The following is a 20,258-nucleotide window of genomic DNA, read 5'->3' on the forward strand; positions in this document are numbered from 1 at the left end:
ATTGCGCGGTTTCAAATTTTTGAAAAGGCATTTTAAAAATACTGGTTCTTAAATTTTTCAGCGATATAATGCAGAAAACTAAGAATGAAAGGGGCAACAATGGAAAAGTCGACTCAGCCTGAAGCAGTTTCGTCAGTACTTAAGGTTTTTCATATTCTTCAAGCACTTGGTGAACAGAAAGCCATCGGCGTTTCAGAGCTTTCACAACGTCTAATGATGTCGAAAGCGACTACTTACCGTTTTCTGCAAACCATGAAATCGCTCGGTTACGTGTCTCAAGAAGGCGAAGCGGATAAGTACTCTCTAACACTTAAGTTGTTCGAGTTGGGCGCAAAATCGCTTGAGTACGTCGATCTGATCGAACTGGCCGACAAAGAAATGCGCCACATTTCAGAACAAACCAACGAAGCCTTGCACCTTGGTGCGCTGGATGAAAATGCCATCATTTACATCCACAAAATCGACTCTGGCTACAACCTACGCATGCAATCGCGCATCGGTCGTCGCAATCCGCTCTACAGTACTGCGATTGGTAAAGTGCTGCTTTCTGAGCGCGATGAAAGCTTCGTTCGTGACGTATTGAGCGATGTCGAGTTCATTAAGCACACAGAAAAAACATTGGAAAATACTGATCAAGTGCTAGAAGAATTGGCGAAAGTGCGCGATTTCCACTATGCAGAAGATAACGAAGAGCAAGAACCAGGTCTTCGTTGTATCGCTGCGCCGATTTATGACCGCTTTGGTCAAATCATTGCTGGCTTGTCTATCTCATTCCCAACCATCCGTTTCGATGAAGAGAGAATGGAATATTACGTCGGCTTACTGCATCAAGCAGGTAAAAACATTTCTGAGCAATTGGGTTACCACGATTACCCGGCATAATCAGAAACAAGAGGCAGCCGCGAGGCTGCTTTTTTTGCCACTTAGAACAATGTTGAAACACCGGTTCATTTTAAAGGTAAACCATGGGCACATCCGTCACTCCAAACATCTTCGACTTTTTAATCAAAATTGACCCCTTTGATAAACTGCCAGAACCTGTGGTTGAAAGCATCGCGAACTCCGTCAAGGTCAAGTACCTCGTGAGGGGTGAAACCATCGGTTTTAGCGCCTTGTGCGATCAACGTTACCTCTACATCATCCGAACCGGCGCCATTGAACAGCGCACGCCTAATGGCGAACTGCGTGCGCGCCTTGGGCAAGATGACCAATTTGGTTTTACTTTCCTCGACCCACTCGAAAATGCCGAAGATGGTTACCAAGCGGAAGCGATTGAAGATTCATTGCTCTATTTGATCCCCCATTCTGAGCTAAAACTGGTCAGCGAAGAACACCCAGAATTTGCCGACTATTTTGCCGCCCAAGCCAATGTGCGCTTGAGTTCTGCGGTGAAGTACGTTTGTCGAAAAGAAGAAAAAGGGCTGTTCTTTCGTACCGTTGGCGAGATCGCCAGCGAAAACATTGCGATTGTCGATGTGAACGACTCTATCCGCAGTGTGGCGCAAACCATGTGCGGCAAACAACGCAGCTCCTGTGCCGTTGTGATGAAAGAAGGCGAGATTATTGGCTTAGTCACCGACCGAGATATGACGAAATCGGTCGTCGCACAAGACATGGATACCAATCAACCCATTGCCGATGTGATGACACCAAACCCCGTGTTGATCGAAGACGATGCTAAAGTGATTCAAGCCATTTCCTTGATGCTGCAATACAACATTCGCTGTTTGCCCGTGGTACATGGCAAGCAAGTGAAAGGACTTCTAACGACAACACATTTAGTGCATAACCACCGCACGCAGTCTTTGTTCTTAATTGAGAAAATCAAATACGCGAGTTCACTCAACGCGCTGGCGGCGTTGAAAGAAGAACGTCAAACCATTTTCCAAGCGTTGGTGGAAAGCGGTGTGAGTGCGGAAATTCAGGGTCGAGTGATGTCAATGATCATGGACGCTTTCACGCGCCGCATCATCCAGCTCAATGAAGAACTGTTGGGCCCACCGCCGTGTGATTACGCGTGGTTGGTTGCAGGCTCTCACGCCCGTAACGAAGTGCACATGCTGTCAGACCAAGACAGTGCGATTGTGCTTTCCGATGACGCCACCGAAGAACATAAACTGTACTTCACTCACCTTGCTATGCGGGTGTGTAATGGTTTAGCGACGTGCGGCTATCCGCTTTGTGACGGCAAGTACATGGCGGCGTCACCAAAGTGGTGTCAGCCAATTCGTCGTTGGAAAGAGTACTATCAGAAATGGGTGGCCAGCCCAGAATACAACAAACTATTGAGCATTAGCGTATTCCTTGAAGTACGAGCCATTCACGGCAACCGCGAGTTTGTCGACCAAATCCAACAACACTTGCATGACTGCATTCAAAAGAGCCCGAGCTTTATTCCGGCTTTGGTGCGCGATGCGATTGACACTCAGCCGCCACTTGGCATTTTCAACAATTTGGTGTTGGAAAAAGGTGGGGAAAACAGCAACACATTAAACATCAAAAAGTACGCCTTGAATCTGATCATCGATCTGGCGCGTATTTTCAGTCTTGCCGCTGGCGGCTCGTTAACTGGCACAGAAGAGCGTTTTCGCTACGCAGCCCAGCACGGCACATTGTCGAAAGACAGTGTCGAAAACATCATTGGCGCTTATCGCTTTATTACTCAGGTACGTTTCCGTCATCAACTCAATGCGATTCTGGCAGGCACCACACCTGACAACCACATCGCACCCGATGATTTCAGTAGCTTTGAACGCAAGCACTTAAAAGATGCATTTAAGATCATCAGTGAGCTGCAAGATGTCGCGAAACTGAAGTTTGTGAAAGGGGCGTAACCATGATTAAACGTTGGTTTAAGCGGTGGGAAACGCCGCTCTCTCCTGAGCAAAAACGCCAAGCCATTCACGTTGTCGACGATTGGCCAATCGTGCTGAAAGACTATCTTCAACAGCCTTTGGTGGATGACTCAACGACCTTGAAGGATTTGAGTTTTGTTGCGTTGGACTTTGAAACCACAGGCGTGGACGCGCAAGGTGATAAAATCTTATCGATTGGCGTGGTTGACCTAACGCTGGACGGCATTGATATCGCCAGCTCCAAAGAGTGGTACATTTGTCATGGACAATTCATCAAACCAGAAACAGCGCAAATTAATGGCTTAACTCCGCAAGATCTCGCCAAAGGACTGCCATTGGATGAAGGTATGAATCGGTTGTTGGAACGCATCACAGGAAAAGTGGTGCTCGCCCACGGATGCTGCATTGAAAAAGCCTTCATTCACGCTTATTTTTCCTCTCGCTACCAAGTAGAGGATTTCCCCGCGTATTTTATCGACACTCTGCAAATCGAAAAGCAGTTTAGCTATGCAGGGAAAAGCGGCGCGCACAGCAGTTATCAGTTGGACGATTTGCGCCGCTATTATCACCTGCCGGGGTACTTATCGCACTCTGCCGCCAGTGATGCCTTGGCGTGCGCGGAATTGTTCTTGGTGCAAAGTAAAAAACTGACCGCGCTTCCGGATGTCACGTTGCGTCAGTTGATGCGCTGATCACGCCAACTCTTGCGCCAAAAAGTCGATCAATAACCTCACTTTTGGCGACAAATTGCGACTTTGCGGATACAGCGCCCAAATGCCTTCGCGATCGTCGCGGTAATCGGTCAGCACCTCGACTAACTCACCACTATCTAATGCTTCTTGAACGTAGTAATCCGGCAGCTGCACTAAACCAAGCCCGCGTTTCGCTGCGTCCACCAAAGCAAAACCGCTGTTGCATTTAATCCGTCCCGACACGCGTAAAGATTTATCGCGTTTATTTTCCTTAAAGTGCCAGTAGTCGACCGAGCCAACCAAGCATTGATGCCGTCCCAATTCCGACAACGTATGTGGCTCACCAAAACGCTCCAAATACATCGGACTGGCACACACGTAGGTTTGACGTGAGGAAAGACGCTTGGCGATCATGCTGGAATCTTGCAAGCGGCCAAGACGAATCGCCACGTCCACACCTTGCTCAATCAAATCCAGCTTTTGGTTGGTCAGCACTAAATCAAGATCCACACGCGGGTACTTTTCCAAAAACTGATGCAAAAGCGGCGCGAGATTCATTTCCCCATACGTCACAGGAGCCGTCACGCGCAGCAAACCGCGCGGTTCGGTCTGCATTTGCGTTACGGCAAGCTCGGCCAGTTCTAACCCTTCCACCAAATGTTTACACTGCTGGTAATAGAGTTGTCCAGCTTCAGACAGGGAGACTTTTCGCGTCGTGCGATGCAGCAATTTCACCGCAAGTCGTTCTTCAAGTGCCGATACCCGACGACTGATTTGTGCCACCGATGTTTTCAGCTTAGCTGCTGCTCCGGTAAAACTGTTGGTTTCCGCCACAGCAACAAATTCGCTGACCCCTTCCCAATTCGCCATGCTGTATTCCTGTCGACCTCTTTTAGACAAATAGTGATGAAAATGTTCTCGTCGCGCTACGCTTTGAAAACGTCAGAATTTTACGCGTCAGGCAACGGACGAAGCTCGCCGTACTGCGCATCAAGCTCAATGCCGAAGTATTCTTTCAATGCATCCAGATAGGCTTGGCCCGGCTCTAACTCTAATTCTGTGTGCTCACCTTGGCTGGTGTATTTGAGTGTGTAGTTAAGCAATGTCACCAACCCACTTTCTGTTGCTTTCGCCGCGACTCTTGCGCTGGTAAAACGCGAGTTGGGAGAAGTGGAGGTAAAAAAGTTGCCACACGCGATGTCACCTGCAAACACAAACTCTAAATCGAAGCTATAAAGGTTGTTCCATGTGTCCGTTCCGTCCGTTGACAACACTTGAAGGAAGTAACCAAACTGGGCATCTTCAACAAAGCGGAAGGTTTGTAAATCCGTCTGAATCACTTGGTTGAGGATAAACGGCAATGGCGCGCGCGGCGTATTGGAGCCAAAGCCTACATCGACAATCCATGCTTGTTCATCCAGCGTCACCAACGTGATTTGATGGCTGCGACCTGTCGGCGTCCCCATCACGTGAACACGCCCAAGTAAGCTGCGCGCTTCAAACCCGAGGGTCTTAAGCACATCGAGCATTAAGCCATTCAGTTCAAAGCAGTAGCCACCACGGGAGTGATACACGGTTTTTTGAATGATGTCTTCAATCTCAACAGAGATGCCACGCTGCAACGAAATATCAAAGTTCTCAAACGGCAGGCAACGGTGCTGCGCTACGTGAATCTTGTGCAATGACTCCAAATCGGCGGGTAACTCACTCGGCAAACCGAGCTTGGTTAAATAGGCGTTCAGATCCGTCTTATTCATAATCACTCTTACTTATCTGATGGGTTGATTGTTTTCTACTCTAGTCCCTCTACCTAACCTCAGGTCAATCGCCTTTTCCGTTTTCCCTTCTGTTTTGAGGAGGCATCACACTCTTGTTGTCCACTCACTTTAACATTATTACGTATATGTAAAAATCATTTTCAAAATGGACGGATTATCATTTTTATTGAAACACCTAGAATGGACACCAACAAAACGACGCAGCGCAGGAAGCAAACCTTAACTACGCTTATTACGTCACTCCATATACTGAGAATATAAAGGAAAATCCAATGACTCTTGAAATCAAACCTGGTCAAACTCACATAAAATCCAAGGCAATGGTTGCGTGGGCGGCTGGCGAGCCACTGAAAATGGAAGAAGTGGATGTACAGCTTCCTAAAGCGGGTGAAGTGCTAGTGCGCATCGTCGCGACAGGTGTTTGTCATACTGATGCGTTCACTCTGTCAGGCGACGATCCAGAAGGCATCTTCCCTTCGATTCTTGGTCACGAAGGCGGCGGTATTGTTGAAATGGTTGGCGAAGGTGTTACCAGCGTTGAGGTTGGCGACCACGTGATTCCTCTTTACACCGCTGAATGTGGCGAGTGTAAGTTCTGTAAATCGGGCAAAACCAACCTTTGTCAGGCCGTTCGTGAAACACAAGGTAAAGGTCTGATGCCAGATGGTACAAGCCGTTTTTCTATCAACGGTGAACCCATCTTCCACTACATGGGTTGTTCTACTTTCTCTGAGTACACAGTGCTGCCTGAAATTTCATTAGCCAAAGTGAACAAGCAAGCGCCTCTTGAAGAAGTGTGTCTACTAGGTTGTGGCGTAACGACTGGTATGGGCGCGGTTCTGAACACTGCAAAAGTTGAAAAAGGCGACACGGTTGCGATCTTTGGTCTGGGCGGCATCGGTCTTTCAGCGATCATCGGTGCGCGCATGGCAGGTGCAAGCCGCATCATCGGTATCGACATCAACGAAAGCAAATTCGACCTAGCTAAACAACTTGGTGCTACAGACGTCATCAACCCACAAAAATTCGACAAACCAATTCAAGAAGTGATTGTTGAAATGACGGATGGTGGTGTGGATTACTCATTCGAATGTATCGGTAACGTCAACGTAATGCGTCAAGCGCTTGAGTGCTGTCACAAAGGTTGGGGTGAGTCGGTGATCATCGGTGTTGCGGGTGCGGGTCAAGAGATCTCAACTCGTCCATTCCAGCTGGTTACGGGTCGTGTATGGCGCGGCAGTGCGTTCGGTGGCGTGAAAGGTCGCTCTGAGCTTCCAGAAATCGTAAACCGCTACATGGCGGGTGAGTTTGGCTTACAAGAGTTCATTACTCACACGATGGGCTTGGAAGACGTAAACAAAGCGTTTGATCTGATGCACGAAGGTAAGAGCATCCGTACCGTTATCCATATGGATAAGTAATGCTAACTCAGGCTCTCCGTAGGGGGAGCCTGAATTCATTCTGTTGTTAGAGAGTTTATCCATGACCATTGAAAATGTAAGCCAAACCAAAGTGTTTGGCGGTTGGCACAAACAATATACGCACGATTCTAAAGCGTTGAACTGCACCATGCGTTTTGCGATTTTCTTGCCGCCGAATGCAACCAAATCCAACCCAGTACCCGCTTTGTACTGGTTGTCGGGCTTAACCTGCACCGATGAAAACTTTATGCAGAAAGCTGGCGCATTTCGTATGGCGGCAGAACTTGGGATTGCCATCATTGCTCCGGACACCAGCCCGCGTGGTGAAGGCGTTGCCGATGATGCAAGTTACGACTTAGGCCAAGGCGCAGGCTTTTACCTCAACGCCACTCAAGCACCGTGGTCACTGCATTACCATATGTACGACTACGTCACGCAAGAGCTGCCAGCCATCATCGAAGCCAACTTCCCAGTATCGGATGTGAAATCAATCTCTGGCCACAGCATGGGCGGACACGGTGCGCTCACCATTGGCCTTAAGAATCCGACACTATACCGCTCGATTTCAGCATTTAGCCCAATCAGCAACCCAATGCAGTGTCCGTGGGGACAAAAAGCATTCACCGCATACTTGGGCAGTGATATCGAAAGTTGGAAGCAATACGATGCAAGTGAGCTTTTGAAGAAAGAAAAATCACCCTTACCAATTTTGGTTGATCAAGGCGATGCGGACGGTTTCTTGAGTGAGCAACTCAAACCGGAAGTCTTATTAGCCGCAGCAAAACAACACGGTTCAGAATTGAATCTGAGAATGCAATCTGGCTACGACCACAGTTATTACTTTATATCGAGCTTTATAGACAATCATTTAAACTTTCACGCAAAATATTTATTTGCGTAAATAACAATGAAAATAACTTGATGATATATAAAAATAAAGCCACCAAATTAGGTGGCTTTATTGTATGACGTATTTAATAAATAAGTGCAATTATTCCAATAAAATCCAACGTACACCAAACATGTTGAGCTCATTATTTAAATCTTAAATTCAATCTTAGTTCTGAGCGAGAGTTCATTAAGTGAGAATGGTATGGATTTTCATTGAAATTCGGCTAAATGACGTTAAATCGTCATATAACTCGATAATAATTTCTTTTTAATGACCTTTTAATTAAGAAGTCACTAAAGAACCTTGACGTGAAGTAAACCTACAGTTACTTTTCAAACATAACATATTATAAAATCTCATACGGTTGGCTTTGTCATTAAAATCATAAATAATTTACCGCTAGCAACTTTTTGTTCTAGCTCGGTAAAAAGAATAAAAAACAAAAGGGCGTATGATGAAAAAAATTGTATCACTCAGTTTGCTGCTGTTCGCACCATTCCTTTCTGCCAATTCCATTACTTTTAGTAGTCCTCAGCAACCTAGCGTCACACTTAAACTGGAAGAGCTTCAATCTCTCCCAACCACCAGCTACACCACTGATTTACCTTGGATTCAACAATCTTCAGAGTTTCTTGGTGTAAAGCTCAGCACGCTGCTGACTCATGTTTATGGAAGCATCCCAGAGCAAGTCGATATCGGCAGTTTAAACAACTATCACTCCACCTTATCTCGCAAAGATATTGTTCGTTATCAGCCAATTTTGGCGTACCAGCAAGATCATCATTACATCAAAGTGAGAAATAAAGGCCCTTACTGGGTGATATACCCTCTTAGTCAATTTCCTGAATTGGATCACAATGAATATCATGCCCAAATGGTATGGCAAGTTAATGAGATGAAAATAAAACAAAAATAATGAAGTTATCAGAAGCTTACCCAATTAAACAAAAAAATTATTCGACGACCAGCAAAATGCTCCTTTTGGTTTTTGCCACTTCTTTATTGCTCGCAAATGTCATATTGCTCCAACAAACTCGGGTCTTAGCGCAAAGTTTTACTGATGAGCAAAAACAAGCGACATGGTTTTTATTCCAGTTATCGAAAGAACTTTCTGAGCTCGTCAGTGAAGCACGTCGACTGGACGAAAATGTTTTAAAAATAGAAGGTGCAGAACTTCAGTATGAGCTTGCTTGGAGCCGTTTTGATTTATTAATAAATAGTAAAGACGTCTACACCTTTTTTTCTCGCAATCACATTCAACAATATTTTTTGCAACTGTTTAATGAGTTTAAAGAGTTAGAACCACTGTTGGTGGAAGCCAAAACCGGCGACAGCCAAGCGGCAGCTCAGTTTTATCGCGCCACTCAAACGCTGTATTTAAACTTGGTGGAGTTTGTGAACCAGAACTTTCGCTTAACCAGCCAAGTGTACGAGACACAAAAAGATGAAAGCCAACGATTGATGAAAGCGCAATACATGCTGTTTGCCACTTTCGTCTTGTCGATTTTGTCGCTGACTTACTTCTTCTACAGAGAATCGCACTTCCATCGTAAGCTGGCGTTGAGTGACCCCCTTACTGGCCTTGGCAACCGAAATGCTCTGTTTGTCACGTTGAGAAATAACACCCGCAACCGAACGGCTTTTTCTTTGTGCCTGTTGGATCTAAACGGGTTCAAAAACGTGAATGACACGTACGGCCACCAAGCTGGTGATACGGTGTTGTGCGAAATTGCCAAGCGATTGAAAGACATGAATATTGATAGCTTCAGTACCTATCGGATGGGTGGAGACGAGTTTGCTGTCGTAATTGAGTCCTCAGACGTCGATGCAGAGGAGGCGAAAAAACACATCCATTCCGTGTTTGATACTCCGGTTCTAAACGCGAACAACGTATCGTCACTGTCGACCAGTATTGGCGTCGCGCACTACCCAAGTGACAGCGATAATGTTGACTTTCTTATCAGCATAGCGGATAAGCGCATGTACAAAATGAAATTTCAACGTTAAACGGTATTTATGATGAGAAAGTTCATGCAAGTACTGCTTCTACTGGCAGTCATTGCGGCAGGTGTGTTGGCTTGGGTATTTATCCCATCGCACGAAACCATCGGGCAAAAAACGCTTGAGCAGGCACTCAACGACGACTACAGCCTCGTTGGACATCGAATCTACTCAACCGATCCGGATGCTGGTAACCGATTCGGCTACTTCGTATTGGCAACGGGTCAGAGCATTGAAGAACAAGAGCCGTTTTTGGTCACTTCGGATCAGTTTATTCGCATGGAACAAACGGGTGATAACACCTTGTCTGTGACCGTCAATGGCCGTATCTACCAATACCACAACGACTTGTGGGTACCAAAATCGGATGGAAAGTTGCAGCACTTTTTGGTCAGCGCAACTGCCAACTACGTGCGCTAAAAAACGGAAACATTACTACCCCCTCCCATCACACACAAAAAAAACAAAGCCCCGCATGTACTGCGGGGCTTTTTACGTTAAGAAGAAAGTAACATCGAAAGGAGGGCGTTACTTCGCTAACACTTTCTCTTTAATCACTTTGAGTACCCCAGCCTCTTGGTTGCTTGGCGCAGAATAACGAGCGATTTTCTTAATCTCTTCGTGCGCGTTGGCAACCGCGTACGAATGCTCACTGACTTGCAGCATTTCGAGGTCGTTGAGGTAATCACCAAACGTCATGGTTTCTGCCGGAGTAAAATTCATCGTCTCTTGAAGATGCTTAATGGCCGCGCCTTTAGACGCCTCGGCATTCATCACATCCAGCCAAATTTTTGCGCTCACTACAACTTTATGCGTTGCGCCAAACTTCGCGTTCATAGTCGGGAACAGGAGCTCTTCCGAACCGTCAAAGTGACAAATCGCTACCTTGATGAACTCGTCTTCGACCTCAAGCAAATCCGCCACCGTTTCACAGCGGTGGTAGTACTTTTGAAACTCTTCCAGTGATTGCTGATCATGCGTTTCGATGTACGCAGAGCGCTTGCCACACAATACGATGTTCGCTCCGTCAATTTCACGAGCCGCTTGCACAATCTCCGCCACTTCCGCTTTAGGAATGGTACAACTGTAGAGCTCTTTGTCTTGGTACATCACCAAGGTGCCGTTTTCGGCCACATACAACACTCGATCTTTGATTGGCGCGAACGTGTCTCGCAGACTGTAATACTGACGACCAGACGCAGCGGAGAACAAAATGCCTTGCTCTTCCAGTTGCAAAAACAGGTCGAAAAACTCTGGATCCAAACGACCGTATTGGTCAAGCAAAGTGCCATCCATATCGGAAGCAATAAATTTGATGCGAACTTGTGACATTAACTAAAACTCTAAATGACGCTGCGAAAAATATATCCATGTAAGGTACAGGATCTTGTATGAATCTCAAGTCGGGATAACGACGCCTTTCGCGATTACCAAGGGTGCAGTTTAAAGTAATCTTCACTGTGATCGATGAAGGCTCTCACCGCAGGAGACAAGTGTTTACGCGATGAATACAGCGCGTAAATGTTGAGATCATTTGGCTTCCAATCCGGCAACACCGACTCAAGCTGACCCGATTGCAGATAGATATTACTCAAATAGGTTGGCAGCATCGAAATACCCATGCCTTGTAAAGCGCCATGCAATAACGCCGTGGCCTCATTGCTGGTTAGGCGACACTCAATTCCCACCGATTCGAACTGATCGCCCTGAGACAAATGCCACACATGACGCTCAAAGTTTTTGTAACCCAAACAGTCGTGTGAAGATAAATCTCGCGGATGCGCGATCGCGTGGTGAGTTTGCAAGTATTGTGGCGATGCCACCAACACCGATTCACACACCGCAATCGGCTTACCAATCAAAGAAGGATCGGGATCTGACGCAATTCGGATTGCCAGATCGATGCGTTGCTCGGTTAGATCACTCACTGAATCTTGCAGATCTATGTCGATATGCACTTTGGGGTGCTTTTGCATAAAACTGTTTACTGCTGGGATCAACTGTGAGAATCCAAATGAAGTGCTAGACGCGAGACGGATTTTTCCGGACAGCTCACCATCAACGGCAATGTTCGACGTCAACGTATCGGCCTGTTTTAACCAGCGCTCAATCTGAGGCAAGCTGCGCTCCCCTGCGGTGGTGAGTGACACCTTGCGCGTGGTGCGGTGCAACAAACGAGTTTGCAGCCAGTTCTCCATCGCCTCTACATAACGAGTCACCATTGGCCGAGACATGTCTAACCGCTCTGCGGTCGCGGTAAAACTGCCAGAATACACCACATCCACAAATACTTTTGCTGCCGTTACTCTGTCCATACATTTGCTCGAAATAAGAAATAGTGATGCACATTATTGTGTATTTTTCCGAGCGTATCAATTTTCTAATATAGCTCCCGTTCCCAAGCCATCGTCGCTTGGCCCCAAATTCTTTAGGAGCTTATTATGAAAAAATTCACTTTGATTGCTGCATCCATTTTAATGGCAAGCCCTGTCCTAGCGGCAAACCACTCTCCCCTTACTCTTGAGGTTTACAACGCCGACGGTAACAGCTTCCACGTTAACTCAACCTTGGTATACGGTGAGACTGACGCCATGGTCATCGACACTGGCTTCACCAAAGCTGACGCGATGCGCATTGCCGCTAAAGTGTTGGACTCAGGCAAAACGCTTAAAACCATTTTTATCAGCCAAGCGGACCCAGACTACTACTTTGGCGCAGAGGCCTTACACCAACAGTTCCCTGATGCGCAGATCATCGCAACGCCTGCGGTTCAAAAAATTATTAAAGAGAAATTGGCTGGAAAGCTGGCGTACTGGGGACCAAAGCTGGGCGCAAACGCACCGGTAAAACCAGTGATCCCTGTCGCGTACGATAAAGCATCATTAGAGCTAGAAGGTCATAAGATTGAAATTCGTGGTAACCATGGCACATCAGCACACCGCCCTTACCTATGGATTCCAGATAACAAAGCGATTCTAGGTAACGTAACCGTGTACTCAAACGTACATTTGTGGATGGCCGATGCCGCTGACCAAACCGCCATCAATGCTTGGGAGCAACAACTTAGCGAGATGCTTGCGCTTAAACCTCAAGTGGTCATTCCTGGTCACATGAAAGCAGGCACAAAGCTGAATGCAGACACCATTCGCTACTCGCAACAATACTTGCAGGATTTTCAGCAAGCGAAAAAACACAGCAATAACAGCGCTCAACTCATTGACACCATGTCAGCGAAATACCCAGAAGCTCAATTGCCAATCGCGCTAGAAATCGGTGCAAAAGTGCATACTGGTGAAATGTCATGGTAACCGTGCATTACTTCTTCGATCCCATGTGTGGTTGGTGCTACGGGGCATCACCACTCATCGAAGCCTTGATGGACACCTCTCAATTTAAGGTAGAGCTTCATCCCGGCGGTATGATTGAGAAACGCGCGATTGAATCTGAATTTCGTCAGCACATCATTAACAGTGACGCTCGTATCGCAACCGAAACCGGAGCAACGTTTGGTGAAGCATATCTGCAACGCGTGAAAAGCGAAGATGCGTTTGTTCTTGATTCTTATCTACCAACACAAGCGATCTTGAGTGCGGAGAAAATGGGGCTGAATCCATGGCACATGCTAAAGGCCATCCAATCCGCGCATTATCAGCTCGGGTTAAAAGTGAATGAAGCATCGACGCTCAAAGCCATTGCAGAATCGCTAGGTTTAGCAAACGATGTGTGGGAGCAAAACATGACGTTAAGCGAAGCCGATCTAGATGAGAAAATTCGCTCTAGCCGACAGTTGATGCGCCAGTTACACGTTGGTGGTTATCCAACCCTGATTGCAGAAGTAAATGGCGAGTACCTGACCTTGCCGCACTCGGCCTACTACGACAAACCGGCACAGTGGAAGCTGGCATTACAAAAACTGCAATAAGCGCTTCCCCACTCGCTCTTGTTCTTAATCCAAGAGCGAGTGCCAACACCGACATGGCAATCCTGACTCAAACAGGTACAATCCTCGCTCGATTTTTTACTCGCGCGGATACCCACCATGCACTCGCCTGAACATTGTTTTACTCGTTTTACTGCTGATACTTCTGACTATGAATTACCAACGCAGTTTACGTTTCCGTTCTACTACACGCCGCATCCTCTTTGCGTTATGGCTGCAAAGCAATTGCAACAGCACTTATTAGCGCAAACCGACTTCGAACACGATTTTGGTTTGGTTAATGAAGAAACGGGGCGAGGCAAAATGTTTGGCGTATTACTAGTAGAAAGCTCTCAAGGCGATCTCGGCTTTTTAAGTGCGTTTTCTGGCAAAATTGCTGACCAAAACTTGATTCCAGGATTTGTCCCTCCTGTGTACGACATGCTGACCGATGAAGGCTTCTTCCGCGCAGAAACGGATGCCATCAACGCCGCCAATGCGGAGTACAAAACCTGTGCTGCGAATCCGGAATTGGCGGAGCTTAAAGCGCAAATACAAGCCGACCGAGCCGCTTATCAGCAAGAGGAGCAAACACAGCGCCAAGTGATGATTGACGGCCGAGCAGCACGCAAGCGACAGCGCCAACAGGGCGAGCAAACGCTCAATGCCGATGATCTCAAAATCTTGTTGGATGAGTTGGGTAAGCAAAGTGTCGCTGAGAAAAACGTTCTCAAATACTTAAAGCAAGCGTGGGATGAAAAGCTTGCAATCAAAGAAGCGCGATTGGCCGAGTTAGAGCAGCAACTTGCTCATCTGAAAGAACAGCGCAAAACGCTCTCCAACGCTTTACAGCACAAACTGCATAAACAATACCGCTTTCTAAACAGCCATGGCGAAACACGCGACTTGGTGGACATTTTTGCGGACACCACAAACCCAATACCACCAGCAGGTGCAGGGGAATGTGCTGCGCCAAAACTGCTTCAATACGCGTTTAAACACGGATTCAAACCGTTGGCGCTGGCAGAATTTTGGTGGGGTGTGTCGCCAAAGTCTGAAGTTCGCCAACACAAAAAGTTCTACCCATCGTGTAATAGCAAATGTCAGCCGATTTTAGGTCATATGATGCAAGGGCTGGACGTCGAACCCAACCCATTGGCGGAGAATTGGGCAGAAGACAAAGAGCTAGAGATAATCTACCAAGACGACGCTATGGTCGTCGTCAACAAGCCCTCGGGCTTACTTTCAGTGCCAGGTAAAACTATCAAGGACTCTGCTTATACGCGCCTACAAGCGATGTTCCCTGATGTGGAAGGGCCGTTTGTGATTCATCGCCTCGACATGGCGACCTCTGGCATTTTGGTGTTTGCCTTAACCAAGCGCGCGAACAAAAGTCTGCAAAAACAGTTTATGGCTCGCGGCGTACAAAAACGTTATATGGCACTGCTCGAAGGCGTATTAAACGAGCCTGAAGGGGAAATTTCACTGCCAATGCGTGGCGACCCAGACGACCGCCCACGTCAACTGGTGTGTTTTGAACACGGGAAACATGCAGAAACCTACTGGCAACTGATTGACGTCAAAGATGGACGCAGCAAGGTATACATGTATCCGAAAACCGGGCGAACTCACCAACTACGTGTACACAGTGCTCATCACATGGGGTTAAACATGCCGATGGTTGGTGATGGTTTATACGGCGAAAAAGCGAATCGCTTACACCTGCATGCTGAGATGCTAGAGCTGGATCATCCATACAGCAAAGAGCGCATGGTGTTCAAAGCTGAGTGCGAATTCTAACGTCTTCCAGATTTTAAATAACAAAAAGGCACTGACTAACAGTGCCTTTTTGGGTTTCTAACAACAGAATAAACGAGATGCGCAATACCGAAAACCGTTAGCTCACCTTAAACTTGGTCCACACCTGAGAACGCCAACGCCTTGCCATGATGATACCACGCACCCATTCATCGAGTGCGATTGCCATCCAAGCCCCTAAAACGCCATAACCCAAGTGGATGCCAAAGATGTAAGAGAAAAGCACGCCTAGTCCCCACATACTCAAAATCCCCATTTGCACTGGGAACTTGATGTCACCCGCGCCTTTGAGCCCCGCGATAAAAATCAGGTTAAACACACGTCCGGCTTCGAGCAAAATTGAGCCCATGACTAACGAACCTGCCAATGCGAGTATCTCTGGTTGATCGGTAAATACGCGCAGAATCTCTTCTCTAAACAGGTAAATCAGTGTGGTTGCCGCCGTTGATGCCACAAATCCCACTAAGAAGTAGATTTGTACACGTTTTAAAATGCTGCTCACCCAACCTTTACCGATGTAGTAACCAGTCTGAATTTGCGCTGCCTGACCAATTGCCAACGCGAAAGCAAACGAGAAACGGGCAATGTTTTGCGCATAAGTGAAAGCCGCCAACGATGCCGTCCCCATTTGCACCACAAAGTACACAATGCAGATTTGCGCCACGTTGTAAGACAGCACTTCACCCGCGTTCATACCGCCGATTTTTAAGATCTTTTTGTAAACCTCTGCGGGCACTTGTTTCATGGTCGACATCGGTAGTTCAATGCTGCTGCGAGCGAGAATAAACCATAACATTAACGTACCGATGACTTGGCTGACGACGGTTGCTATTGCTACACCTTGCACACCATACACAGGTAAACCGAATGGCTGGTAAAGCGCAATATAGTTACCAATGATGTTGAACACACCCGAGATCAAGTTCACCACCATTGGGGAGCGTGAATAGCCATGGCTACGCAGAATGGTCGTAAAGACTATGCCTATGGTGACGTTGAACGTCATCGCTCCGCTGATCAGCAAATATTCACGTGCGTATTGCTCGACTTGTGCCTCCAAACCGTAATACGGGAGCAGGAATATCGCGCCAAGCACGGCAATCACACTCAATAGCACACCGATGATCACAGACAGCGCAATACTTGCTACGCCGACATTCACAGACTCTTGCTCGCGCCCTGCGCCATTGTATTGGGCAATCAAAATCCCCGTTCCGCTGCTGACAAACGTCGAAACGATGATTAAGAAAAAGGTAATCTGCGTGATCACACCAACAGCGGATACGGCTTTGTCCGAGTAGCCACTCAGCATGAACACGTCACTGGTTCCTAAAGCCGTCCGTAGCAAAATTTCGACAAGAATCGGCCAAGCTAATGCCACGATGGACATTCGTTGGTTGATGTTTTGGCTTTTAGGCATGTTTTTAACCTTTCCAACAACTAAAACTGCCTCGCAGAGAACTGTGAGGCAGTCTATAAAAAGTAATTCGGGATTCGTTTGAGATGAAACTGAGATTCAGCGCGGATTTTAGTCGGAGATTGGTCACAACGACAACAATAATTCCTGTCATTTGAGGAAAATATTTCTAATGACTTTTCAAGCCCACGCGACTCATTGACAGAGCTTAGAGATCATCGACTGACGAACAATGAGTTCAATAGGTACGCGGTTGATAAGTGGCTTAACGCCGTTAAATGACGCCATTCAGCGAATTGAGAATCGACTCGCTAACAGCCGTTTTTATGCATTATCTGTATTTATCAACGTGCACACATCAAGGTAACTTTGTAACCGTCATCACCATATTGCAGGCAACATATCGATAGATATCGTAATAAACAAAACCCTTGGCGTCGTCACACCCAGAAAATTCCTTACAAGATTCAATCACCTCGCAACATGACTAAGTTCACATTTGGCGATTTTGTTATTCTATTTATCGCTAAAATACCGCCTAGAATAGACGTACATATCAATTTAAGTAGGGATAGAAGATGTCGACATTGGCCGGGGCTCGCCTAGAAGAAATGGCGGATATCCGCTCGACGAGAAAAAAGAAAATCGTTTTTCTGTGTTCTAGCATTGCCGCCACACTATTGGTGTACGGCGCTATCGTCCAATCGCTCGAAAATCATTGGGGGTTAAGCGTTTTGCATGCCTTCAGTGCCATCGCCTGCTTAGGGATTTGCTATCTCATAAAAGTACAAAGGCATCACAAATATGCCGATTTACTGCTCAGCGCCGTCATCATGTTTGAGGGGTTATTACTGCTTCTTTTTAATGATGCGCCCTCCGGAAAGTTATTGTGGCTCTACCCCATCGTCGCAACCATCATTTTGATTAACGAGTTCAAAGTCGGTTTACTCTTTAGCGCTACCTACATGATTTTGGTTTTCTTTGGCATTACGTTTTTAGACGGCTTACCTGCCACTGGCGATATGATCGAACGCCGATTCATGTTCACCTTGATAGCCATCAGTTTTGTCTGCCATACCTTCTCCTACTACTACGCAAAAGTCGTCAGCTACATTCAAACCCTTTACCGAGAAGGGATTGAGGAGTTAGCCTACCTAGACCAACTGACGGGCTTAGCGAATCGTTGGAGCTTTGAAACGTGGGCTAGAGCAAAACTGCACGACATTGACCACTCAGACGAACGCAGTGTCACCGCGTTGGTTTTTCTCGATATCGACAATTTTAAGTACATCAACGACACCTATGGCCACGATGTTGGCGACCAAGTGTTGAAAGCATTTGCAACTCGATTGAAGAAAAGCATTCGTAACAGCGACCGAAAAACCGATAAACATGACTACTCCATTGCGCGCTTCGCAGGCGATGAGTTCGTGTTAATGCTTTACGATGTGCGCAGTAAACAAGACCTAGATGGCATTTTGGATCGCATCGTTAATTTGTTCCCAAAGGGATATCAAAACTACGATACCTATAATGAGCTGACGATGAGCGTAGGAGCCGCAATCTATAAACAAGACGCCAACGATTTATCAGAGCTTACCCGCTGCGCAGACAAAGCGATGTATGCCGCGAAACACACGGGTAAAAATCAGTACGCGTTTTACGAACATTGTTCTCATGCTGGTGAGCTGCGCAAACAACAAGAATCAATGCTTGAGATGACAGAGGCGTGCTAAGCCTCTGTGAGTCGCCCGATTATGCAAAAAAGTGCATCGCCCACAACCCAAGCGCTAAAAACACGATCAACCAGAAGGCTTGACGCGCCCGGCTTGGTTTTCCTTGTTGTGTTGCAATCACTGGCTTAAAAGCTCGCTCCTTCATTTTTCCGACCAAGCTTTTTTCTATCGCCTGTTTGTAAAACTTGCGTCTTTTGTGCGCCGCGTTCGCTACTTCAGTAAAGCGGTGTCGCTGTTCATTCGTTAAATCGCTCGCTTCGTAGCGAGGAGGGAGATCAGAATGCTTACGTTGTACTGCCATCACTTCCTCCTTGGTTGATGGGTGTACTTATACTAAGTATATACACAGTTGCGCATAAATAGCGCCAAGATACCGAATTCTAAGCGATATCTCGTGCGCCAGTTCAAGGAAATTACGCAACTAAAAAAGCCACCCGAAGGTGGCTTAAAGCAATTCAGCATTTGTACCGATTATAGGTATTCGCACAAGTAAGCCGTTGCGTCTTTCACTTGCAGCTCAAAAGATGAGTTACCTTCAACATCAAACGACTCCCCGCAGCTGTAGGTTGTCCAGTCGGCTTCACCTACGCGTTTCACCACGAGAGCGCCTTTAACGACAGTCATGCGCTCAGGAGCCTGCGTACCAAATGTGTACTCGCCCGGAAGCATCACACCGACACTAACATCCTGTCCGTGCTGGTTAAAACCTAGTGACTTTACACCGCCTGCAAAATAGCTATTTTCCTTAATACTCATTATTGGTTTCCTTATCAAAAGTCCGCTCTTTTTTACCCTGTTTTTTTCTGCGACTCAAGCCTTTAAAGCACAGAGATTCTACCGAATTGAGAACTCAGTTAATCAGCTCAGAATTTGGCTAACGCAACAGGAAAGAATAATTCGAAATTTGCAGCCCATTCTTAATCACTAAGGAGTCAATCATTAACGACAAATCAATCAGTAATAGTGTATCCGATTGTAAAAGTGGACATTAGATCATAGTTTCTGGGTCGCAACGGCGAGATTGTTTGTTTTTAGTGCGGAAGGTTTCCACCATATTAAAAAAGGACGATAAGAGTACTCATGGCCATACCCGCTCGCAGGAAAAGGAAACAAGATAAAGAACCGCAACTTTCATTTTGGGCTCGACACCAGCTTAAGATGGTAAAAAGTGCGTTCGTTATTTTTGTCTGCAGTTTGGTGGCTTTTTTCGCTTATCAGCTCCACGTCTCCTACCAAGATTACATCGACCCCGAACACGTCTATGGTGAGTGGATCGAAATTGGTGCTCCACCTTATCAAACCGAACGCCTTATTTTTACCTCCGATGGGGTGTATCGAAATCATCGTTTGATCACGACGGAATTTGCGTTTGATGGCAAAGTCATCACCTTAAATACCGGATTAGGTGAAACTGCGTATCAACTTTCTGGCTCTCATCTGTCACCACAAATACGCCGAATTGAACCTCGAATCCCAGATCAGCGATTCATTCGAAAGGGATTTGAGCATACTGTTCAAGGTTCAGAAGTGGGCGCAGCATCAAAACGACGAGCCGCTCTGAGTGAACATTTCAGTCGCGACTAGCACGTTTTTTACCACTATTTTACCGTCCTAAGGCACTTCTACGCGATGAAATAAAACCTTAATAAACAATCAAATAAGATATTCGTCGCATTTATACCCACCCAAATTGAGTAAACAATTAATTTAATTCCTGCCAAATATTTAT

General features: G+C 46.5%; 20 protein-coding genes. 13 read left to right on the forward strand and 7 right to left on the reverse strand.

The annotated features are described in order from the left end of the window. Positions 1-99: 99 nt before the first annotated feature. From kdgR to BIW15_RS02190, 3 genes are all read left to right on the forward strand, one after another. Positions 100-882 (forward strand): DNA-binding transcriptional regulator KdgR, encoded by a 783-nt coding sequence (kdgR, locus tag BIW15_RS02180; RefSeq protein WP_005460804.1) that lies wholly within the window; start codon positions 100-102, stop codon positions 880-882. Between the two features lie 83 nt (positions 883-965). After that, the gene (locus tag BIW15_RS02185; RefSeq protein ID WP_077280487.1) at positions 966-2,834 is read left to right on the forward strand and encodes a DUF294 nucleotidyltransferase-like domain-containing protein; all 1,869 of its coding nucleotides are present in this window, start codon (positions 966-968) and stop codon (positions 2,832-2,834) included. 2 nt (positions 2,835-2,836) lie between these two features. After that, positions 2,837-3,547 carry an exonuclease domain-containing protein gene (locus BIW15_RS02190; protein WP_064484379.1) on the forward strand — a complete coding sequence of 237 codons (711 nt, stop codon included), beginning with the start codon at positions 2,837-2,839 and terminating at the stop codon, positions 3,545-3,547. Here the strand turns inward: BIW15_RS02190 and BIW15_RS02195 are convergent, their stop codons facing one another. Both BIW15_RS02195 and BIW15_RS02200 read right to left on the reverse strand, forming a co-directional pair. Further along, a complete protein-coding gene (locus BIW15_RS02195; RefSeq protein ID WP_005464972.1) occupies positions 3,548-4,417 on the reverse strand; it encodes a LysR family transcriptional regulator in 870 nt (289 codons plus the stop codon). An 80-nt stretch (positions 4,418-4,497) separates the two neighbouring features. Beyond that, a complete protein-coding gene (locus tag BIW15_RS02200) occupies positions 4,498-5,304 on the reverse strand; it encodes an arylamine N-acetyltransferase (RefSeq protein ID WP_077280488.1) in 807 nt (268 codons plus the stop codon). A 293-nt stretch (positions 5,305-5,597) separates the two neighbouring features. Between BIW15_RS02200 and BIW15_RS02205 the strand changes: the two genes are divergently transcribed. The 5 genes from BIW15_RS02205 to BIW15_RS02225 all read left to right on the forward strand — a co-directional run bounded on the left by BIW15_RS02205 (position 5,598) and on the right by BIW15_RS02225 (position 10,059). Beyond that, the gene (locus BIW15_RS02205) at positions 5,598-6,746 is read left to right on the forward strand and encodes an S-(hydroxymethyl)glutathione dehydrogenase/class III alcohol dehydrogenase (protein ID WP_077280489.1); all 1,149 of its coding nucleotides are present in this window, start codon (positions 5,598-5,600) and stop codon (positions 6,744-6,746) included. Positions 6,747-6,807: 61 nt separating this feature from the next. Further along, a complete protein-coding gene (gene fghA / locus BIW15_RS02210) occupies positions 6,808-7,647 on the forward strand; it encodes an S-formylglutathione hydrolase (RefSeq protein ID WP_077280490.1) in 840 nt (279 codons plus the stop codon). Between the two features lie 445 nt (positions 7,648-8,092). Beyond that, complete coding sequence (locus BIW15_RS02215; protein WP_029799660.1) at positions 8,093-8,554, forward strand: oxidoreductase; 462 nt, start codon at positions 8,093-8,095, stop codon at positions 8,552-8,554. Next, positions 8,554-9,645: a diguanylate cyclase gene (locus BIW15_RS02220; RefSeq protein WP_005464959.1), complete on the forward strand. Its 1,092-nt coding sequence runs from the start codon at positions 8,554-8,556 to the stop codon at positions 9,643-9,645. The genes BIW15_RS02215 and BIW15_RS02220 overlap by 1 nt, the downstream gene beginning before the upstream one ends. A gap of 24 nt (positions 9,646-9,669) precedes the next feature. After that, positions 9,670-10,059, forward strand: a complete 390-nt coding sequence (locus BIW15_RS02225) for a hypothetical protein (protein ID WP_005464976.1) — start codon at positions 9,670-9,672, stop codon at positions 10,057-10,059. Between the two features lie 108 nt (positions 10,060-10,167). Here BIW15_RS02225 and BIW15_RS02230 read toward each other — a convergent pair whose 3' ends face one another. Continuing rightward, a complete protein-coding gene (locus BIW15_RS02230; RefSeq protein ID WP_017447059.1) occupies positions 10,168-10,971 on the reverse strand; it encodes a Cof-type HAD-IIB family hydrolase in 804 nt (267 codons plus the stop codon). Between the two features lie 95 nt (positions 10,972-11,066). After that, positions 11,067-11,954, reverse strand: coding sequence for a LysR family transcriptional regulator (locus BIW15_RS02235; RefSeq protein ID WP_005464957.1), 888 nt, complete (start codon positions 11,952-11,954; stop codon positions 11,067-11,069). Positions 11,955-12,080: 126 nt separating this feature from the next. Between BIW15_RS02235 and BIW15_RS02240 the strand changes: the two genes are divergently transcribed. The 3 genes from BIW15_RS02240 (at position 12,081) to BIW15_RS02250 (ending at position 15,358) form a co-directional block, all read left to right on the forward strand. Further along, the gene (locus tag BIW15_RS02240) at positions 12,081-12,947 is read left to right on the forward strand and encodes an MBL fold metallo-hydrolase (RefSeq protein WP_069502906.1); all 867 of its coding nucleotides are present in this window, start codon (positions 12,081-12,083) and stop codon (positions 12,945-12,947) included. Continuing rightward, positions 12,941-13,561: a DsbA family protein gene (locus BIW15_RS02245; RefSeq protein WP_005497686.1), complete on the forward strand. Its 621-nt coding sequence runs from the start codon at positions 12,941-12,943 to the stop codon at positions 13,559-13,561. Before BIW15_RS02240 ends, BIW15_RS02245 begins: the two co-directional genes overlap by 7 nt. A 117-nt stretch (positions 13,562-13,678) precedes the next feature. Beyond that, positions 13,679-15,358, forward strand: a complete 1,680-nt coding sequence (locus tag BIW15_RS02250; RefSeq protein WP_077280491.1) for a pseudouridine synthase — start codon at positions 13,679-13,681, stop codon at positions 15,356-15,358. 97 nt (positions 15,359-15,455) lie between these two features. Here BIW15_RS02250 and BIW15_RS02255 read toward each other — a convergent pair whose 3' ends face one another. Further along, the gene (locus tag BIW15_RS02255; protein ID WP_077280492.1) at positions 15,456-16,796 is read right to left on the reverse strand and encodes an MATE family efflux transporter; all 1,341 of its coding nucleotides are present in this window, start codon (positions 16,794-16,796) and stop codon (positions 15,456-15,458) included. Positions 16,797-17,371: 575 nt separating this feature from the next. On the opposite strand from BIW15_RS02255, the gene BIW15_RS02265 reads away from it, so the two are divergent. After that, positions 17,372-18,529 (forward strand): GGDEF domain-containing protein, encoded by a 1,158-nt coding sequence (locus tag BIW15_RS02265; RefSeq protein WP_005464995.1) that lies wholly within the window; start codon positions 17,372-17,374, stop codon positions 18,527-18,529. 19 nt (positions 18,530-18,548) lie between these two features. Here the strand turns inward: BIW15_RS02265 and BIW15_RS02270 are convergent, their stop codons facing one another. Next, a complete protein-coding gene (locus BIW15_RS02270) occupies positions 18,549-18,830 on the reverse strand; it encodes a hypothetical protein (protein WP_025628104.1) in 282 nt (93 codons plus the stop codon). Positions 18,831-19,000: 170 nt separating this feature from the next. Beyond that, the gene (locus BIW15_RS02275) at positions 19,001-19,285 is read right to left on the reverse strand and encodes a pyrimidine/purine nucleoside phosphorylase (protein ID WP_021452809.1); all 285 of its coding nucleotides are present in this window, start codon (positions 19,283-19,285) and stop codon (positions 19,001-19,003) included. Positions 19,286-19,609: 324 nt separating this feature from the next. Here BIW15_RS02275 and BIW15_RS02280 point away from each other — a divergent pair, with 324 nt between their 5' ends. Continuing rightward, positions 19,610-20,113, forward strand: coding sequence for a DUF2850 domain-containing protein (locus BIW15_RS02280; RefSeq protein ID WP_005497678.1), 504 nt, complete (start codon positions 19,610-19,612; stop codon positions 20,111-20,113). Positions 20,114-20,258 lie beyond the last annotated feature (145 nt).

Source organism: Vibrio sp. SALL6, from assembly GCF_002002385.1.
GTDB lineage: Bacteria > Pseudomonadota > Gammaproteobacteria > Enterobacterales > Vibrionaceae > Vibrio > Vibrio parahaemolyticus.

Coding starts and splice junctions, on each gene's coding strand:
- BIW15_RS02255 (WP_077280492.1), bottom strand. CDS start 16,796: ATGCCTAAAAGCCAAAACATCAACCAACGAATGTCCATCGTGGCATTA.
- BIW15_RS02205 (WP_077280489.1), top strand. CDS start 5,598: ATGACTCTTGAAATCAAACCTGGTCAAACTCACATAAAATCCAAGGCA.
- BIW15_RS02265 (WP_005464995.1), top strand. CDS start 17,372: ATGTCGACATTGGCCGGGGCTCGCCTAGAAGAAATGGCGGATATCCGC.
- BIW15_RS02185 (WP_077280487.1), top strand. CDS start 966: ATGGGCACATCCGTCACTCCAAACATCTTCGACTTTTTAATCAAAATT.
- kdgR (WP_005460804.1), top strand. CDS start 100: ATGGAAAAGTCGACTCAGCCTGAAGCAGTTTCGTCAGTACTTAAGGTT.
- BIW15_RS02235 (WP_005464957.1), bottom strand. CDS start 11,954: ATGGACAGAGTAACGGCAGCAAAAGTATTTGTGGATGTGGTGTATTCT.
- BIW15_RS02270 (WP_025628104.1), bottom strand. CDS start 18,830: ATGGCAGTACAACGTAAGCATTCTGATCTCCCTCCTCGCTACGAAGCG.
- fghA (WP_077280490.1), top strand. CDS start 6,808: ATGACCATTGAAAATGTAAGCCAAACCAAAGTGTTTGGCGGTTGGCAC.
- BIW15_RS02225 (WP_005464976.1), top strand. CDS start 9,670: ATGCAAGTACTGCTTCTACTGGCAGTCATTGCGGCAGGTGTGTTGGCT.
- BIW15_RS02215 (WP_029799660.1), top strand. CDS start 8,093: ATGAAAAAAATTGTATCACTCAGTTTGCTGCTGTTCGCACCATTCCTT.
- BIW15_RS02275 (WP_021452809.1), bottom strand. CDS start 19,285: ATGAGTATTAAGGAAAATAGCTATTTTGCAGGCGGTGTAAAGTCACTA.
- BIW15_RS02220 (WP_005464959.1), top strand. CDS start 8,554: ATGAAGTTATCAGAAGCTTACCCAATTAAACAAAAAAATTATTCGACG.
- BIW15_RS02250 (WP_077280491.1), top strand. CDS start 13,679: ATGCACTCGCCTGAACATTGTTTTACTCGTTTTACTGCTGATACTTCT.
- BIW15_RS02245 (WP_005497686.1), top strand. CDS start 12,941: ATGGTAACCGTGCATTACTTCTTCGATCCCATGTGTGGTTGGTGCTAC.
- BIW15_RS02240 (WP_069502906.1), top strand. CDS start 12,081: ATGAAAAAATTCACTTTGATTGCTGCATCCATTTTAATGGCAAGCCCT.
- BIW15_RS02200 (WP_077280488.1), bottom strand. CDS start 5,304: ATGAATAAGACGGATCTGAACGCCTATTTAACCAAGCTCGGTTTGCCG.
- BIW15_RS02280 (WP_005497678.1), top strand. CDS start 19,610: ATGGCCATACCCGCTCGCAGGAAAAGGAAACAAGATAAAGAACCGCAA.
- BIW15_RS02195 (WP_005464972.1), bottom strand. CDS start 4,417: ATGGCGAATTGGGAAGGGGTCAGCGAATTTGTTGCTGTGGCGGAAACC.
- BIW15_RS02190 (WP_064484379.1), top strand. CDS start 2,837: ATGATTAAACGTTGGTTTAAGCGGTGGGAAACGCCGCTCTCTCCTGAG.
- BIW15_RS02230 (WP_017447059.1), bottom strand. CDS start 10,971: ATGTCACAAGTTCGCATCAAATTTATTGCTTCCGATATGGATGGCACT.